1 protein-coding gene is annotated in these 276 nt (G+C 73.9%); it reads left to right on the top strand.

What is annotated here, in order from left to right:
- A partial coding sequence (locus tag B8460_RS22595; RefSeq protein ID WP_048863389.1) for a hypothetical protein occupies positions 1-271 on the top strand: 271 nt, incomplete at its 5' end.
- Between the last annotated feature and the right edge of the window lie 5 nt (positions 272-276).

Below are 276 nucleotides of genomic sequence, written 5' to 3' on the forward strand. Positions count from 1 at the left end.
CGACGTCAACCGACACGCCCGCGCCCTCATCACGCGCGCCCTCTACACGTTGGAAACCGCGCCGCCCGGCCAACGCCATTACGCACTCCGGCGCGCTGCCTGCACGCTCGGCGGCGTCATGCACGCGGCAGGCTTTACCGAGGCTGAGGCGGCCCAGCACCTGCTGGACGCCGCCGCAAGGGCCGGGGCGGAAGACATGCGCAACGCCGCCTCGACCGTCGCCAGCGGCCTCGCCTGGGGCGCCGCACGGCCGATGGAGCTGGGCCGGTGAGCGAA

Source organism: Acidisphaera rubrifaciens HS-AP3 (genome assembly GCF_000964365.1).
In the GTDB taxonomy this organism is placed as follows: domain Bacteria; phylum Pseudomonadota; class Alphaproteobacteria; order Acetobacterales; family Acetobacteraceae; genus Acidisphaera; species Acidisphaera rubrifaciens.